This is a genomic window from Paenibacillus sp. cl141a (assembly GCF_900109305.1).
In the GTDB taxonomy this organism is placed as follows: Bacteria; Bacillota; Bacilli; order Paenibacillales; family Paenibacillaceae; genus Paenibacillus_AQ; species Paenibacillus_AQ lautus_A.
This window is the reverse complement of record NZ_FNZO01000014.1, coordinates 147,760-164,261: the sequence shown is the minus strand read 5'-3', so window position 1 is coordinate 164,261 and position 16,502 is coordinate 147,760. Positions and strand designations below refer to the sequence as shown.

The 16,502-nt window shown below is 42.0% G+C and carries 15 protein-coding genes; 12 read left to right on the top strand and 3 right to left on the bottom strand.

Features of this window, described 5'->3' with window-relative positions; all coding sequences use genetic code 11:
* Positions 1-272, bottom strand: a 272-nt coding sequence (locus BMX45_RS27800; RefSeq protein ID WP_090913659.1) for a transposase, incomplete at its 3' end; no start/stop codon positions are given.
* A 113-nt stretch (positions 273-385) separates the two neighbouring features.
* Complete coding sequence (locus BMX45_RS27795; RefSeq protein WP_090913665.1) at positions 386-877, bottom strand: DUF2798 domain-containing protein; 492 nt, start codon at positions 875-877, stop codon at positions 386-388.
* A 283-nt stretch (positions 878-1,160) separates the two neighbouring features.
* Here BMX45_RS27795 and BMX45_RS27790 point away from each other — a divergent pair, with 283 nt between their 5' ends.
* The 4 genes from BMX45_RS27790 (at position 1,161) to BMX45_RS27775 (ending at position 6,415) form a co-directional block, all read left to right on the top strand.
* Positions 1,161-1,769 carry a TetR/AcrR family transcriptional regulator gene (locus BMX45_RS27790; protein WP_090913658.1) on the top strand — a complete coding sequence of 203 codons (609 nt, stop codon included), beginning with the start codon at positions 1,161-1,163 and terminating at the stop codon, positions 1,767-1,769.
* Between the two features lie 2 nt (positions 1,770-1,771).
* Positions 1,772-2,365: a GNAT family N-acetyltransferase gene (locus tag BMX45_RS27785; RefSeq protein ID WP_090913656.1), complete on the top strand. Its 594-nt coding sequence runs from the start codon at positions 1,772-1,774 to the stop codon at positions 2,363-2,365.
* Between the two features lie 389 nt (positions 2,366-2,754).
* On the top strand, positions 2,755-5,940 hold the full coding sequence (locus BMX45_RS27780; RefSeq protein WP_090913654.1) for a bifunctional cytochrome P450/NADPH--P450 reductase: 3,186 nt from the start codon (positions 2,755-2,757) through the stop codon (positions 5,938-5,940).
* Between the two features lie 103 nt (positions 5,941-6,043).
* The gene (locus BMX45_RS27775) at positions 6,044-6,415 is read left to right on the top strand and encodes a winged helix-turn-helix transcriptional regulator (RefSeq protein WP_090913652.1); all 372 of its coding nucleotides are present in this window, start codon (positions 6,044-6,046) and stop codon (positions 6,413-6,415) included.
* A 74-nt stretch (positions 6,416-6,489) separates the two neighbouring features.
* Here BMX45_RS27775 and BMX45_RS27770 read toward each other — a convergent pair whose 3' ends face one another.
* Positions 6,490-7,053, bottom strand: coding sequence for an NAD(P)H-dependent oxidoreductase (locus BMX45_RS27770; protein WP_090913650.1), 564 nt, complete (start codon positions 7,051-7,053; stop codon positions 6,490-6,492).
* Between the two features lie 329 nt (positions 7,054-7,382).
* Here BMX45_RS27770 and BMX45_RS27765 point away from each other — a divergent pair, with 329 nt between their 5' ends.
* From BMX45_RS27765 to BMX45_RS27735, 8 genes are all read left to right on the top strand, one after another.
* On the top strand, positions 7,383-8,198 hold the full coding sequence (locus tag BMX45_RS27765) for a ZIP family metal transporter (RefSeq protein WP_090913648.1): 816 nt from the start codon (positions 7,383-7,385) through the stop codon (positions 8,196-8,198).
* Positions 8,199-8,498: 300 nt separating this feature from the next.
* Positions 8,499-8,660 (top strand): hypothetical protein, encoded by a 162-nt coding sequence (locus BMX45_RS31510; RefSeq protein WP_162939145.1) that lies wholly within the window; start codon positions 8,499-8,501, stop codon positions 8,658-8,660.
* 805 nt (positions 8,661-9,465) lie between these two features.
* Entirely contained in the window at positions 9,466-11,487 is a 2,022-nt protein-coding gene (locus tag BMX45_RS27760; RefSeq protein ID WP_090913646.1) for a PEP/pyruvate-binding domain-containing protein, read from the top strand.
* Positions 11,488-11,506: 19 nt separating this feature from the next.
* Complete coding sequence (locus tag BMX45_RS27755; RefSeq protein WP_090913644.1) at positions 11,507-12,808, top strand: HD domain-containing protein; 1,302 nt, start codon at positions 11,507-11,509, stop codon at positions 12,806-12,808.
* 16 nt (positions 12,809-12,824) lie between these two features.
* Positions 12,825-13,475 carry an AAA family ATPase gene (locus BMX45_RS27750; protein ID WP_090913641.1) on the top strand — a complete coding sequence of 217 codons (651 nt, stop codon included), beginning with the start codon at positions 12,825-12,827 and terminating at the stop codon, positions 13,473-13,475.
* A gap of 86 nt (positions 13,476-13,561) precedes the next feature.
* Complete coding sequence (locus BMX45_RS27745) at positions 13,562-15,148, top strand: nucleotidyltransferase family protein (RefSeq protein ID WP_090913639.1); 1,587 nt, start codon at positions 13,562-13,564, stop codon at positions 15,146-15,148.
* A 29-nt stretch (positions 15,149-15,177) separates the two neighbouring features.
* The gene (locus BMX45_RS27740) at positions 15,178-15,690 is read left to right on the top strand and encodes a hypothetical protein (RefSeq protein ID WP_090913637.1); all 513 of its coding nucleotides are present in this window, start codon (positions 15,178-15,180) and stop codon (positions 15,688-15,690) included.
* Positions 15,671-16,501 carry a hypothetical protein gene (locus BMX45_RS27735; RefSeq protein WP_090913635.1) on the top strand — a complete coding sequence of 277 codons (831 nt, stop codon included), beginning with the start codon at positions 15,671-15,673 and terminating at the stop codon, positions 16,499-16,501. The genes BMX45_RS27740 and BMX45_RS27735 overlap by 20 nt, the downstream gene beginning before the upstream one ends.
* Position 16,502: the final 1 nt, after the last annotated feature.

Genomic DNA, 16,502 nt, shown 5'->3' with positions numbered 1-16,502 from the left:
AGCAAGGCATTTTCCGCTCTCAGCCGCAGGACTTCTTCCTCCAAGGTTTTGGCCTTCTTCGGTCTCCCGTTCTTCGAACCCGTCGAGGTGCCTCTTTTTTCCTTGAGCCCCTCAATTCCTTCCCGCTCGTAGTGAGCCACCCATCTTCGAACCATCCTATCATCGATGCCCAAGGTCTTGGCTACCGTCTTGTAGCCAAGACCTTCCTTCAGGAACATCGCAACAACCTTGCGCTTGAGTTCGATGTCATATGTCTTACGTATTTCGCCCATGAAAAAAATCCCCTCCAAGTAGACGTTAATGCGCTTTTTACACACTGTCTACTTAAAGGGGATAATATCATATCAGCGGCTTTTGTTGTTGAGAGAGATTGGACTCCAAACTATTATACGCTGGATAATGATTTGTTCATTTGGTTCGCTTTGATCTTGCCGTATAGGAATCGAACAGTCGGTCCCACAATGAGAAGCTGAAGAGGCAGGGCAAAAACAAAATTCTTAAGAAATATGGAGAAGTAGCTTCCAAGCAGTGATTCCCCTCCGAGCCCGTTTGCATAGTAGGAGGACGCTAGCCCGTACATGGACATAAAAGTAACCATACCGATCACCATACAAAATGCCATCATCACAATCATAAGGATTTTACTTGGTTTATTACGCAATAAGGAAAAAACAATTTTCTTTGCTATGGGTCCGACAACAAACGATTCCAATAAGAAGGCAATCACAAAGCCCAACACCAATTGCAGGAGTATGGCCATAAACGATATTTTCCCAATTAATCCGTTTGTGAACAAATTGTAGGTGGTCATCATGATAACCATCCCCATACACATCATCAAACCAAAATAAACATTTTCTTTTTTTGTTGCTGGCAATTTCATCATCCTTTCTAGTTACCTTTGTAATTATAGAGATCGAAGAAAGTCTCTCGTAAGTGAAAATTCTGTGAATGTTTACTGAAAAGTTTCTGATGTGATGAAAACTGTGACTTATTATATTGCGAACATGCAACCACTTACCTCGATATTCATTCTGAAATGATACGGTTTGATTTCCTGCTTTCGTGGCTATCTTGCTAATCCCTCACTTTTGACTTGATTATCCAATACCCGCATTTTATAATGAGTAAAAACTCACTCAATAAAAAGGAGGGGCAACTTGCCACGTACAAAGGAACAATACGAAGAAATGCGTAACGCAACCAGACAAAAAATACAATCCGCCGGAATGCGGCTTTTTGTTCAAAAAGGGTTCGGCTCCACGAATGTGCAGGACATAGCGGATGCAGCTGGTATCAGCATCGGGCTTTTATACCGGCATTACAAAACAAAAGACAGCTTGTTTAATGAACTTGTTGAATTTGCGCTTAACGGCTTGACCCAAATCATTCAAACCTTCGAAGACGCTGATTCGCCGAAAAAACTCATGACGCAGTTTGTTGACGAAATTTATCACGATATGCAAGAAGGGGAAGAGCTTGCCAATTTGCTGATTCTCATGAATCAGCTGTTTTTCTCCGGTGATGGAGCCAATCGGAAACAAGCTGAGGTTTTAGAGGTAAATGGTCGGCTGTTGCGTTCTACCGCCGCACTTATTAAGAAGGGACAGGAGTCAGGCGATTTCCGTTCCGGAGATGCCCATGAAATGGCCGTGTTGTTTTATTCGGCATTGCAGGGTCTGGCTGATATGAAAGTGATAATGAAAAACAACTTCGTTATGCCATCACCGAGCGTACTCACATTATTCCTGTTCAAGGAGGGGGAGTGACTATGTTTACAGTTAGGAAAGCGGATCAATTAGAAATGGATGCAAGAGTTCAAATGTCCCGTATTTTTGCAGATGGGTTCTCGCAATGGCTTGGATATTTCTCTAAAGATAAGGAGGAAATCGCCAGAGCCTTTGCCCACATGTTTAACCTGGACCAATTTTATGTTGCCGTTGCCGGCGACAAAGTGGCTGGAATGGCTGCATGTTCGGACGGCACCTCTTTATCCGTGAAACTCAACAAAAAAGAGCTGCGGAAGCATTTGGGATTATATAAGGGCAGCCTTGCGCACATGTTTTTGAAAAAGGAATTTGAAACGCCACTTGCGAATCCGTCTCCGATGAAGTGTTCGATTGAGTTTGTGGGGACGGCCGCGGAATATCGAGGACAAGGGGTAGGCTCGCTGATCATAGGCCATATTCTAGAAGCTGCTCCATACCGTGAGTTTTTAATAGAAGAGGTAGCCGATACGAATGTACCAGCGATGAGACTCTACGAAAAGATGGGTTTTAAGGAATACAAACGGACCACGATTCCCCCAAAGAGAGCTGGAAAAATAGGCATTAATCATATCGTATCTCTAAAGCAACTAAAATGATGAACACGGCTGGATCCACTAGCATAGATCCGTGAATGTCAGCATACATGTAGGGTTATGGCCATATCGGTTCAAACGATATTCTGGATTCATAGTCCAAAAGTTATAATAACGGGCACTTCCTGGTTGAAAAGTAATAAACGAATAACAGCGGACCTATACGATATTACGGACCTCCGGCAGATGTGCGGATATCCATATCATGATAGGGTAAAGGCAGGATCAGGCAGCCATTGTAAGTGAAAACAAACGATGCCGCGTCGAATCCTCCTTTTTTACATGAGAATGACCACATTACGAAAATGGTCAATTGGTTCTGGAACGGTAATTATTCTGCCCGAATATGGGCAAATACAAAGAGATGAACAGGGATGATGGAGGGAGATCGCATGACACAAACCAAGGAAGTGCCTCAGCCTAAAACCTACGGTCCGCTCGGCAATCTGCCGCTGCTGGATTCCGCCGCACCGGTCCAATCGCTTGTGAAGGTTGCCTCCGAGCTCGGACCGATCTTTCAATTTCAATATCCAGGCGGACGCAAGGAACTGTACGTTTCGGGACATGAATATGTCAAGGATGCTTGTGACGAGAAGCGGTTTGATAAACGAATCTGGGCACCGCTGCAGAATGTCCGCCCATTCGCGGGGGATGGATTGTTTACGAGCGCCACGCAGGAGCCAAACTGGAAAAAAGCCCATAACATTCTGCTCTCCAGCTTCAGCCAGCGCGCGATGCAAGGCTACCACACGAAAATGGTCGATATCGCCATGCAGCTGGTCCAGAAATGGGCTCGTCTCAATCCGAACGAAACCGTGGACGTTCCTGCCGACATGACGCGCTTGACGCTGGATACGATCGGCCTCTGCGGATTTAATTACCGGTTTAACAGCTTCTACCGCGAAGACAACCATCCATTTATCGACAGTATGGTGCGAGCGCTGGATGAGGGCATGAACCAGCTTCATCGTCTGGGCATCCAGGACATGTTTATGATTAATAAGAAACGGCAGTTTCAGGAGGATATCCAGTTCATGTTCTCCCTTGTGGATGAGCTCATCCAAGATCGCAGAAAGCACGGCGGTGAAGAAGGGGATTTGCTCGCGCATATGCTGGAAGGCGTCGATCCCGATACAGGCGAGTCTCTCGATCATGAGAACATCCGTTATCAGATCATCACCTTTCTGATCGCCGGACATGAGACGACAAGCGGCTTGTTGTCCTTTGCCATTTATTATTTGATGAAAAATCCGGAAGCCTTGTTTAAGGCGGTCAGCGAAGTGGACCGCGTACTGAAAGATCCCGTTCCGACCTATAACCAGGTGAGGGAACTCAAATATGTCCGCATGGTACTCAACGAGTCGCTGCGCTTATGGCCAACGGCGCCTGCTTTCTCCTTGTATGCGAAGGAAGATACGGCTATCGGGGGAACCTATCCCATGAAGAAAGGGGACAGCGTGACCGTCCTGATTCCAGGGCTCCATCGGGACTCGCGGGTGTGGGGGGACGACGCGGAAACGTTCAGACCCGAACGCTTCGAGGATCCGAGCCAGGTGCCGCATGACGCCTACAAACCGTTTGGCAACGGACAACGCGCCTGCATCGGGCAGCAGTTTGCGCTGCAGGAAGCAACCCTGGTGCTTGGTTTGGTTCTCAAATATTTCGAACTGATCGATAACCAGCCGTATGAGCTGAAAGTGAAGGAAACACTCACTCTGAAGCCGGAAGGGTTCCGTATTCAGGTTCGAAGCCGTCAAGGCGGGACGGCTCTCCTGGTACCTGGTGGCGGTCAAGTTGCTTCGCTCGAATCGAAGAAGCGGGATGATGCCAAGTCCGATCCTTCGACGGCATTTGCCCATCATACGCCGCTGCTCGCATTGTACGGTTCCAATCTGGGCACGGCTGAAGGAATCGCCAGAGAGGTGGCGGATGCTGCGAAGCACCAAGGGTTCGACAGCCAGGTGGGCACACTGGACGAATATGCAGGTAAGCTTCCGAAGGAAGGCGTCGTGGTCATCGTTACTGCTTCGTACAACGGCCAACCGCCTTCCAATGCCAAGGCTTTCATGGAATGGCTGGAGATCGCGAATGAATCCGAAATTGAGGGCGTTCGTTACGCGGTATTCGGGTGCGGAGACCATAACTGGGCAAGCACGTATCAGCGCATTCCCCGCTTCATCGACGAGCAGCTTGCAATCAAAGGGGGGCAGCGTTTGATCCAGCGCGGCGAAAGTGATGCAAGCGGCGATTTTGAGCGGGAAGTCGATGGGTGGACGGAGCATTTATGGCCGGATTTGATGCAAGCACTCGGATTGCCGGTTACGGCGGTCCATGGACTGAAACGCAGCGCCTTGTCCGTTCAGTTCGTCCAGGGTGCGGCCGCCGTTCCGTTGGCGGAAACCTACCGTGCCGTGACGGGGCGTATCGTGTTTAGCGGCAATCTGCAGCATGAGGGCAGCGGAAGGATCACGCAGCATATCGAAATCTCGCTCCCGCCGGGAACGGAATACCGCGAAGGCGATCATCTGGGGGTGCTTCCGGTCAATCCAAAGACATTGGTTCAGCGAGTACTTCGAAGATTCAAACTGAACGCGGGCTCCCATCTCATGTTGTCTGCAGAAGGAAGAAGCGGCGCGCATTTGCCGACCGGCATACCTGTCCGCCTTGACGATCTGCTGTCCCGCAGCGTGGAACTGCAGGAACCGGCTACAAGGGCGCAGATACGGGAAATGGCCGCTAGCACGGTATGTCCGCCGCATGCCAAAGAGCTTCAAGAACTGATAGAGGAAGCAAGCTATCAGGCCGATGTTCGGACCAAACGGATCACCATGCTCGACCTGCTGGAACGGTATGAAGCCTGCGAGCTGCCGTTTGAACGGTTTCTTGAGCTTCTGCCGCCATTGAAGCCGAGATATTATTCGATTTCCAGCTCACCGAAAGTTAGCCGGAATACGGCAAGCATCACGGTTAGCGTCGTTCGGGATCGGGCATGGAGCGGCAAGGGAGAATATCGGGGCATTGCTTCGAACTATTTGGCCGAATTGGAAACAGGCGCGGAGGTCTTGATGTTTATACGCTCTCCCGAGTCCGGTTTTGCGCTGCCGGAGGATCCGGCCACGCCCATGATCATGATCGGACCAGGCACGGGCGTTGCACCGTTCAGGGGATTTATCCAAGCGAGACAAGCGCTTCGAGAGGAAGGTCAAGAGCTGGGTGCCGCGCATCTGTACTTCGGCTGCCGGAATCCGGAGCATGACTTCCTGTATCGCGAGGAGTTTGAGCGGGCAGAGCAGGAGGGGCTGGTCACGTTGCATACGGCTTTCTCGAGGGTAAGCGGAGCGGAGAAATGCTATGTTCAGCATTTGATGAAACAAGACGGAATGTTATTGCTGTCGCTGCTTGAGGGCGGAGCGAAAATGTACATTTGCGGCGACGGCTCCCGGATGGCCCCGGAGGTGGAGCAAACGCTGATTCGTTCCTATCAGGAGCGTCATGGCGTGAATGCTGAAGATGCTGCTGCCTGGTTGTCGGGTTTGGAGTCTTCAGGACAATATGTCAAAGACGTCTGGGCTGGTTGATTCTCATGGCGGAAGGGAATCTCCTGAGTTTCCAGGATCGTATTTGTGATAAAATGATCCTAATATCGAGCTTTGGAAACAGATCGGGAGGAGAGTGTGGCTTGTGCGGGAAAGCGAAACCTGTGTACCGACCGGCGTGAAACCCCAAGACACCGGCTTTGGATATACATTATCCTTAATCGGCGGCAAGTATAAAATGATCATCCTGTACTGGCTGTCAGAAAAAAAGGTCATGCGGCATAATGAGCTGAAACGAAGCATCGGCTCCATATCTTTTAAAACGCTCAGCATCATGTTAAAGGAGCTGGAAACGGATGATCTTATCGTTCGGACGGAATATCCCCAGGTTCCCCCGAGAGTGGAATACACTTTATCCGAACGCGGACTTTCTCTCATACCTGTATTACACATGATGTGCGAATGGGGAGAGAAGAACAGTTTGAGCGCTCCGGATGGTGTACAGCGTGAAGCTTGACGACGGGCGATGTAACTAAAGAAGTATTTCCTACAGCAGGAAATACTTCTTTTTTACTTTGTTGCAGCAACTCATCATAGGTTGTCTAAGAACTTCAAATACTGCCGGGCGCTTATATCCAATGTGCTTTGAGGCGGCCACGGCTCCATGTCGGGCGCGTTTCCGCCAGGTTCCTCCTCCTGCCCATAGAAAGCATAGAACGAACGATAATCGGCATCGCAGTATAAGAACGTCGTTTCCAATGGAGCCAGCAGCTGCCCCAGGGTGTGGCGATACCTTCCGTCTTCCCGATAATCTTCCTCTTTAATGCCGGCGGATACGGCTAATGCGACTTGGCGCTTCTTTAGTTTATCGCCTCCATTCGAACCATAAGCCCAACCATAAGTCAAAACATCATCCAGCCATTGTTTTAGGAGCGGCGGACAGCTAAACCAATAAACGGGAAATTGCAAAACTAAATGTTGATGCGATTCTATGAGCTGCTGTTCTTTTTCCACGTCTATGATTCCGTTCGGATACGATTGGTGCAATTCGTGGACGGTATACTTATCCGGGTATTGCCGGAGTTCTTCTACCCAGCGCTTATTGATGATCGATGTTTCTATGTTCGGATGCGTTACGATAACGAGAGTTTTCAATAGATGATTCCTCCTTGGATATGATGTATGTTCTAGAGTATAAAGGGCTCGCCGGATGGATGTAAGTATGCACTTTTTTTACAGGTACTTACCAAAAGGTGAGCGTTCTGGGGGAAACGGCAGGTCCGATCCGGTGAACCGGAAAAACAATCTATCAACTTTATGAAAATTATGATATATAATTATTTGCATTGAAAAGCATTGGAATACGGGCTTCGGGTACATATTCTCTAGATCGGTTTATCGGAACGCCGACAAATGCATGTAAGGCTCGCATTAGGAAATAGTATCTGTATCATATTAATTTCATCGAAGGAGTTCTTTGTTGCATGGTAGACTTTTTTATGAATTTCAATCCCATTATCCAAGCATTGCTGGCTACCTTGTTTACCTGGGGGATGACGGCGTTAGGTGCGGCTCTTGTTTTTGCTACGAAAACATTGAATCAGCGCTTGCTGGATAGTATGTTGGGGTTTGCCGGTGGCGTCATGATTGCGGCCAGCTACTGGTCATTATTGGCACCGGCCATCGAACTGTCGGAAGGCAATCCGATCGGGAACTGGTTTCCGGCTGCATTCGGATTTTTATTAGGCGGTGTATTCATATGGGGAATCGATAAAATTTTACCCCATCTTCATCCCAATTCTCCGATGGGAGGAGCGGAGGGATATAATCCAAGAGTGAGGAAAAGAAGCACCTTGCTGGTTCTGGCCATCACGTTGCACAACATTCCGGAAGGATTAGCGGTGGGGATCGCATTTGGGGCTCTTGCGAACGGAGGAACGGAGGCATCTCTGGTGGGAGCTTTGACGCTGGCCCTGGGTATCGGCATTCAGAACTTCCCGGAGGGCGTAGCGGTCTCGATGCCGCTCCGCGGTGACGGAATGTCGCGGAGAAGAAGCTTTTTCTATGGACAGTTTTCAGGAATGGTCGAACCTGTCGCCGCGGTGATAGGCGCGGTCGCGGTAGCCTTCATTGAACCCATGCTGCCTTATGCCTTGAGCTTTGCGGCCGGAGCGATGATCTTTGTCGTAGCCGAAGAGGTGATTCCAAGCTCACAGGAAAAAGGCAACAAGGATTTGGCTTCGATGAGTTTGATGTTCGGTTTCGTACTGATGATGATTCTCGATGTGGCATTGGGATAGTAACTGAGTAAAGAAAAATGGTCGGGGGACAAGAACTTAGTTCCACTGAAAGTCGCTAAAATAGCGGCTTTTTTGTTTTATCGGTACAAGTTCTTGTCCCGAGTCGTGGACATGAACTTGTACCGATTACCGTAACGGACAAGAATATGAGCCGATTACCGATTAGACAAGTATCCAACTATATATTTCCATGCAATAACATTAAGCTAATAGGCAAGTTTTTGAATATTTTGTATAACTTTTCTATTGTTCAAGTGTTTCTATTATTAGAACCACAATTAATACAAGGGAGGATTTATTATGATAAAGAAAATCATAAGGCTAACTTTGACACCATTACTTGTGGAGCTTATTTTTAGCGGATTTGGTATGGAAATTGCAGCGCCTGAAGTAGAATTATCTGATCTTCAAATTCGAGAAAAATTGGATGAAATTAATTCTCGTTATGAGGTCGGAGAATAGTTTAGTGAGGAGGATGCAAGTTTTGTGAAGGAGCATGGTGTTTCACTATCTGAAAATAGGTGTCCAGACTAAGGTTCAGGTTCATGTAGCCTTTTAAGATGTCACTAAAAGTTAAGAAGATTGTTGTACAAGTTCTGTCGAGGGACAAGAACATGGTCCCATTGATAGTGAAACTTATCGAAAGGACTAAGAAAAGTGAAAGTAGCCTTTCTTTTTTTATAAATTATGTAGGGGGCTGTCCATAATTTCAGCTCTGAATTTTTCTTTCACGGGTGATTTGTATTTTTTGATGCTTTAAGCAGTAAATTTATTTGACTTGTTATGTTACAACGAATGCTCGAAGCAAAACCAACATCTGAATCCTGAAGATAATTAATATTATGTTGGTGAATTCACTTGAATATGTTAATACGTCTTTTTTAGAAGAGACCCAATATGAGTCGTTTTTTGATTTCACAGCATCTCCATCATCGAAAACAACGAAAAAATGTAAAAAAAGTAGAGTTAAAAGTCAAATAAATATAATTTGAGATTAATGTATGACAATTTATAATTGAAAAAATGGTAAAGTCTCACCCTTTTTGTGCTTTAATCAGACAATGGATGAAAGAGAGAGGCAATGAAAAAAAGGTGATATCCGTTGCTTCTTTTCTTAAATTTTTAACAAAAATTGTGTACATTGCATTTACAATACGAAATGTAAATGATAATATGAGCTGAGAAAGAGGGGAACAAACGTTTCTATAACGTTATTAGATAACAATATAGGGATCAATAGTATTAATTTAGGGGAAGGAAGTAATCTATGAACTATGTAATCAGACTGTCAGATGGAACAAATTTTGATGAAATAAGTTTAGGTGGGAAGGCAAAAAATCTATCTAATCTTATTAATATCGGAATGAATGTTCCAAGTGGATTTTGTTTAACTTCTGAGGCATTTCTTGCTCATTGTGAAACGAACGGAATCAAAAAATTATATGAAGAATTTCTAAGCTTGGAATCACATAATCCTCAGAGAATAAAAATCTTAGCCATAATTAGAAAGACCATGCTCACAAGTGAAATGAATCCTACTTTTGAAAACGCTATCAGGCAAGCGTGGGAGAAAATAGATCTGTCTCCAATAGCAGTACGTTCCTCGTGTGTAGGAGAAGACAGCTATGATAAAAGTTATGCTGGTATATTTAGTAGCTACCTTCATATAACAACGCTACAAGGGTTGTTGCAGGCTATACGAAACGTTTGGAAATCCGTTTTTTCTGAACAGGCAATTTATTATCGTCAAGAAGATAGCTTTCCTCGTATGGCAGTTGTGATTCAAGAAATGATTGAAGGCGAATATTCTGGCGTACTATTTTCTCAAAATCCTATTTCTCCTGAATTAAATACGATGGTTATGGAAGGCAGTAGAGAATCAAGGGCAATTGTGGATGGTTTTGATCCTGATATTCGATTTGAATTATCAAGGTCAGAAGATATTGAGAATGAATATTCATTAATTTCTCCGTTTAAAAGTCTATTCAAAACAGCACGAAACTTAGAAAGATTGCTGGGTTATCCAATTGATATGGAATGGGCTATTCGGGGTGATGATACTTACATATTACAAGTTCGACCATTAAGAATGGAAGAAAAGGATTCTTACAGCGGCAATATGAAATTTTGTTCTTTAGATGATAGAGCTTCAAGCGAAAAACTGGATTTAAAGCGTCATGGCTATGAAGAGTTTTGGATTCGTTTTATCAATAAGAAGTATTGGATCAGAAAAAAGGCGAGAGAAATCGGTGCTCATCACTATGCTGAGTTTTTCATTAAATTCACTCCTGAACAAATAGTTGAAGCAAACGAAAATTTGAAAGCTATTGAATTAGACTCCGAATACTTGGTTCTTCGTAGTCCTGGAATGAAATTTCCCCAAAAATATTATCATCGAAATACATTTATTGATGCTATGAGACAAATTATTAATGAAAACCCGAACCAAAGTGAATATTTGATACAGGTTGGCGAATTTATTCCTGTTGAAATAGCAGGATTTTCAACTCAGCTTCATGATGGAAGTATTTATATCGAGTATGCACCAGGTCTTCCATCGGGTATAAATACTAGCGAGTTTTCGCCTTCACAAATTATTGTAGACCGTTTAGGAACTGTTGTTCATGAAGAAATGAAAAGTTTTCCTGAGATCTACATTTTTGATGAGGCCGAGATGGAAAAGGTTAAAGTTTCGAATCCAACGAATCAACCATGTGTATTAGATTCCTCTTTAATAACTGAAATCATCAATGCTACATTGGAATATTCGAAATCTCTTCAAGAACCTCGCCTTGAGTGGTATTTCTACAAAAACAAGTTCTATATAAAAGATTTGAGTATGGAAAATAATCCAGTTCATTTTTCCTCTAACTTGGGTCTTATTATGTCGGCTGGATTTGCCGAAGGCAACATCTTGTTACTTAACGAGACGGATATTGATTTTCTTGATGAACTTGGTGAAAACCTTAATGTAAGTGTGATTAGTAGAAGTGAAAAAGAAGATGAGTTCACAATTGAAGAACACGATCACAAGAATCATGATGTTATCAATCGCTTATCGGAAGTCTCAAGTGTTATTGTAGTTGCGACTCGTCCAAGTACAGGATTTGTTCCATTTTTGGATAATATCAAGGGATTCATATTCAATCAAGGCTCCTTACTGTCTCATTTAGGCATTGTATTGCGGGAGAAGAGAATTCCTGCACTAATTTCAAAAGAAGCAACTCAGATATATCGTAATGGTGAATTTGTTAGTTTTTCATCTGAAACAGGCATTACTAAATACTAATTGGATAGGAGTGATATGCATGAATGATATGTTAGTTTTTGGTCGCATTCTAAATATGGTGTCTCAGGTGAATACCAACGCTTATCTTATAGGGGAGTGTTTTTTTCTTCCCTTCTTTAATAATCGATTTGGACCACCGATGATGCCTGTTGATGTTGAGGTTTTAGTAGATATCAGAGATGTAGAATCAACTGAGAAAAAGCTGCGAGAAATGGATCCTGCTTTACGTTGGCATGTTGTTGGATTGGAAGAAGAAAGCATTAAAACTTATCTGCAAAGAAGCCAGCCACTTATTGCTTTTTCGGGTGCTATACGTTTGAAGAATGTAATGCCTGAATATATTTTCGGCTTTGAAGAAACAAAAAACCATTTAGAAGATGGTTGCTTAGAATGGAACGATCAAGTCGATAAAGAGTTAGCATTATCGGAATCTATTAAGTGGCAAGATATGTTCACAGGTTTGAAATCAACTTTAGTAGAAGCAAAACTAAAAGAGTTGGAGTTTGATTGGGAAAAGCTTGAACAGAATATGAAAAAGACAGAACGTGGTGGAAAAGTTACGCAAATATCACTATCTATTGATGGAGAAGGCGTAAAAGGAGAAATATTGCAATGGCATAGACAAGCAAATAAAGACATGGAAATGATCGTAATTCCACCAAAATCCAAATTGCCAAGTGGAGATCCTTGGATTGCATCTGATGAAGAATTTCGGGAATGGATTATTGATCAGTTCCTTACGAAATATCCGAAAACCAAAAAGGACCCTTACGTACATTCAATTATAGATATGCAGAAAGAAAGCGATCAAAAGCCTACCCACCTTGGATGGAAGGTTTATCAGCATTCGATATTTGCGGCGCTTTGTTTAAATACAAAAGGTTTTTCCATTTCTGATCGTAAAATCTCAAGGTTGGCTATTATGTGGCATGACCTTGGCAAGTGTGCAAATATATGGACTCCTGGTGCTCATGGTGCGGCAGGGGCAAAATTGTGGAAACGTTATAAACCAGATTGGGTAACAGAATCTGAGGAAAAGCGAATTTCACTTTTAATAAAAGCACACGACTACATGGGGTTGATGGATCGTGCAATTAAAGATGAGAACTTCAAAGGAGGCATTTCTCCACAACAAATCATTTCTTTCATTGAGGATCAACTAAATGAGGATGTTTACTACGGACTACAATTAATTTCAAGAATATACTTAGCAGACATTAGCAGTGTAGCTACCTTGAGATGGTTAATTTCACTTACGGGGTTGCTCGATAAAATGGTCATCACAGAGTACGAAAACAGAATAAAGCAAATCGCTTTGTAGATAGGGGGATCCTTCAATGATTATTAGTTTCATTGGTCCACCAGGATGCGGAAAGAGTACACAAATTGAATTTGTAACTAAAACATTTCTGCAAGATGTGGATGTGATTATGTTGAGAGTGCCGAATCTGGTAAAAAAACTTCCCACTATAGTTCCATACTTAAAGGAAGAGGAAGTCAGGACAATTGATGAATTGACTCAGGCATCTCATGAATGCAGAGACAATGGAAAACTCTCTCCAATAGAACTTGATCACATTTTGTTTGACGTAGCAGAACGATGTGTTGTAGACAAAAAACACGTGGTGCTGGACGGTGCTCCACGTGGATTAGAGCAAGCGAAGTCTTTCTGTAATCGAAGAAGATTAAAAGATGAAACGATAGTTGTTCATCTTGCTTTTCATCAACAGGCATTCGAAAACTCTGTATCAAGACAATTTTACAGAGAGTCGTTGTCGAAAGGATTCAAAACCGCAACAAACAAAATCCAAAGGTTCTGTAATAAATTCGAGACGTATAACACAGATACGATCCAAGGGTTTCAACTACTCAAGAGTCATCAAATTCCCTACGTTGAAATTGATGCACTTCTTCCTAAAATGGAGGTGAGTCAGCAATTGGAAAGATTACTGACTAAGCAATTAATCATGAGACTGTCATATAAATAAGCAAAAACTAATGCTTGCTGAATACGAGACCTATGAGAACGGTAAGGGCGGAAACTAAATTATGATAAGCCAAAGGAGGATAAAAAATGCAAGGTTCTGCATCGCATGAGCTAAATTTGTTCATAGAGGTTGTTCGCAAGATTGGCAATCATGAGACTATCAAAGCCGCTCTATTTGAAAATTCAAATTGGGCAAAAATTCTTGAATACGCTAAACAACATAAAGTATTCCCTATTTTATATAGTTATTTAAAAGGATTTATTTCGATTGATGCTCGACAAGATTGGGATGATGCCTTTTATAAGCACAAATCATCCATAAATGATCAACTTGAGGTTTTAGAGGAAGTCGTTGGAATACTATCGAAACATCCGAACATACCATTTTTAGCGATGAAAGGAATTACGTTGTCCAAACTAATATATGAAGATATTTATATGAGAAATTCAAATGATATTGACCTGTTGTTTAGGGAATGTGATTTGAATAAAGTCTTTGATATTCTCAGTGACCATGGATACTTTTCTGTAGTTGGTGATCCCTACCCTTATGGACTTGAAGAAGGAAAAGCTCTTCGTTTGCCATATCCTATCTTTAAACAAAACGATCATCATGAATACGGGGAAATGTGGAAAAAGAAAAGCACAGGCTTCATTGCTGTAGAACTGCAACGATATATTCATTCTACAATTAAAGATTTAAATATAATTGATCGTATTTTGGAATACAATCAACTAATTCAATTGAAAAAAAATGCTTATCCTACATTTGATTTAAGTCATACTCTTATGATTTTGTGCGAAAATGCGTATTTTGATCTTACATATAGTCGTAGACCGATCACATTACGACATTATCTTGATATTGCGTTATTCATTAAAAAATTCAAGACAAGTTTAGATTGGGAATCTATTACTTCTCTCGTAAATGACTATGGAATAGGATTCGTTATGATCCAAAGCCTGAATTATGTGAATGAGTTTTTCGGCAATATTGTAGCCAAAGATACGATCAATTCCTTTATGCCTAAAAACACGATAAACAAATGGAGACATTCATTGTTTGAGATGTTGTATTTATCTCATCAAGAATTCAAAAAAGAGTTTATGTACAACAAAATTTCTTATTTCCAGAATAAAGAAGATTTACCCGAAATAACACCTCATAAAGATCTTACCGCATACAAAGACTTAAATAGCTATCTTCAAAGTACTCTTTCCACTGATAAGTTTGATTTAAATATTCGATATTTAATCATTAACAAAGATGAAGAAATAAACTTCTATATTTATTTCGAAAACATTGCTCTTCAATATTTTCATGACAACCCATTTCTAATTGCATTCTTAAATAGTAACGAAGAAGATGAGCGATTGATATTAAGCCTTGATATGGGATGGGACAGGGAAAACAATAAGTTGTGGGGCAAATGGAATGATGGTGAACAGTCTAGAGAATGGGAAATTCCTGTTATCGAAATTGATGATCATAAAGTTATAAAGGTTGTATTGCCATTATCGAAAATTAACAATTCATTGGTTAATGATAAGATATACTTCAAATATTCAATCTGGGTGAAACAGATCTATAACATTCATCACTTTTATGACGTGGGCATTTGGGAAAATTATACCGATTTCGTTGATCGTTGCTCAATTATTCGACTTTCTTGATAGTGTAGAAATAACTGGAGGATTGCATTGTGATTCAAGTAATTATTTCAGATTTCGATGGTTGTATCCTGAAAGAGAAGGGAAATCATATTGACGCTATGGTTTCGAAAACCATAATCGAAATGAACAAACAAATTCCAGTCAAAATCGTGACAGCAAGAGCGACAGATAAGAGCATGAAAGAAGCAAAAGAAATGTTGCTAAAAGCTGGACTTAGCCATATACCTATTTTCTTCCGAGATATGAATGTACACGATAATTCTCCTTCTGGATTAATAGCGTATAAAGCATCCATGATCACATCATTATCCCAAGAGCATATTGTGCCTGTTATCGGAATTGGCGATAACGAAACTGATGACGAGGCCTATCATCTTACAAATGTGAGACATATTATAAGGATTCGCTGGGAGGAAAGTGTTCACATACCAGTGCAAAGTCATGTTATCAATGTAGAAGAGGACAATCTTGGTGAAGTATGGTGTGAGATAAAAAAATATGTAGAAAAGATGGGAGATCTGCATGAACTTAGAAGAGCTTAAACAATACGCAATGAATCAAATTTCATCCATCCTTGGTTCTAATATGAATGTAGTCTCTGCCCTTGCTTTTCAAGGAGGACTTGGTAGAGGTAAATTCGACAGTTTATCTGACATCGACTTGTTAATTGGATTTGAAAAGATAGAAGATTCTAAAGGTATCATTAAGGGTGAGCATGTAATCGATGGGAAAAAGTGGAGTGTTTTTCATTTATCATTTGATAAGGTATCTCCTAAGCAATGGCGTGATAAATTAAGGTATGTGTATGGTTATGAAACTCTCATTTTTTATGACCGTAATGGTAAGTTCAGAGAGATTTGCCGAGAATCGTTACTGTCAGAAGAAGAAAGAAAAGAAAGAACTGTTTATAAAATTAAAAAATTGGGGAACCGTGGGATTACTTATCGAGGAATTGTGAATGAAGATTGGAGAGGAATTCGTTGGGGAGATCAATATGATTTATGGGTTTTCAGAGGCGACAATTTTGCGGCTCATATGAGGCTAAATCAAGCAGTTGAACTATTAATCGATTTAATTTACTCCATCAATAAATTGCCCGTTCCTTCACCAAAATGGAAGCATCATTTGGTAACAGAATTAAGTTGGATTCCAGAAGATTTTAGAAGGGTTCTATATGAAGCTTCGACGGTCATTGATATGACCCCATCTGACGTTGAACGTAGATACCATTGTTTAATTTCAATGGTAACACAGTGCATTGAGAAGTCTATTCAACTGGATCTACTTCCAGAGGATATTGGAAGTTATTATTTCCCTAAGTTTTCAACCCATTCAGATAATACTGAGGATTGAT

Coding starts and splice junctions, on each gene's coding strand:
- BMX45_RS27765 (WP_090913648.1), top strand. CDS start 7,383: ATGGTAGACTTTTTTATGAATTTCAATCCCATTATCCAAGCATTGCTG.
- BMX45_RS27750 (WP_090913641.1), top strand. CDS start 12,825: ATGATTATTAGTTTCATTGGTCCACCAGGATGCGGAAAGAGTACACAA.
- BMX45_RS27735 (WP_090913635.1), top strand. CDS start 15,671: ATGAACTTAGAAGAGCTTAAACAATACGCAATGAATCAAATTTCATCC.
- BMX45_RS27745 (WP_090913639.1), top strand. CDS start 13,562: ATGCAAGGTTCTGCATCGCATGAGCTAAATTTGTTCATAGAGGTTGTT.
- BMX45_RS27780 (WP_090913654.1), top strand. CDS start 2,755: ATGACACAAACCAAGGAAGTGCCTCAGCCTAAAACCTACGGTCCGCTC.
- BMX45_RS31510 (WP_162939145.1), top strand. CDS start 8,499: ATGATAAAGAAAATCATAAGGCTAACTTTGACACCATTACTTGTGGAG.
- BMX45_RS27755 (WP_090913644.1), top strand. CDS start 11,507: ATGAATGATATGTTAGTTTTTGGTCGCATTCTAAATATGGTGTCTCAG.
- BMX45_RS27760 (WP_090913646.1), top strand. CDS start 9,466: ATGAACTATGTAATCAGACTGTCAGATGGAACAAATTTTGATGAAATA.
- BMX45_RS27785 (WP_090913656.1), top strand. CDS start 1,772: ATGTTTACAGTTAGGAAAGCGGATCAATTAGAAATGGATGCAAGAGTT.